This window comes from Streptomyces sp. SP18BB07 (assembly GCF_036322545.1).
Classification (GTDB): Bacteria; Actinomycetota; Actinomycetes; order Streptomycetales; family Streptomycetaceae; genus Streptomyces; species Streptomyces deccanensis.
Window position 1 is genome coordinate 1 of record NZ_JAQYWT010000053.1, and the last position, 371, is coordinate 371.

Sequence of the window (371 nt, forward strand, 5' to 3'; positions counted from 1 at the left end):
TTGGGGGGGGTGGGGTGGTATTGTTGTTTTTTTTTTTGTTTTTTGTGTGTTTGGGGTGTGTTTTTTTTTTTTTGGTGGGGGTGTGGTTTGTGTTGGGTGTGGTGGTGGGGGGGGTTGGTTGGGGGGTGGGGGGGGGGGGGGGCGGCCGCCTAGCTGCGGGTTTGGGGCCAGATGTACCGCCCCCGCCCACACGGAAGGCGCCCCCCCCCGCGGCAACCCGCCCGCCCCCGCCGCGGGGGGCGGGGGGGCCGACCCCCCCACACCACCAACAAACAAACAACAAAAAAGAAAAAAAAAAAAAAAAAAAACAAATCAAAAAAAAAAAAAAAAAAAGCAAACAAGAACAAAAAAAAAAAAAAAAAAAAAAAAAA

At 52.0% G+C, this 371-nt stretch carries 1 protein-coding gene; it reads left to right on the plus strand.

All coding sequences use genetic code 11. The annotated features are described in order from the left end of the window. Positions 1 to 171: 171 nt before the first annotated feature. Positions 172 to 371: hypothetical protein (locus tag PUR53_RS00145; protein WP_329906952.1), on the plus strand; the 200-nt coding region annotated here is incomplete at its 3' end.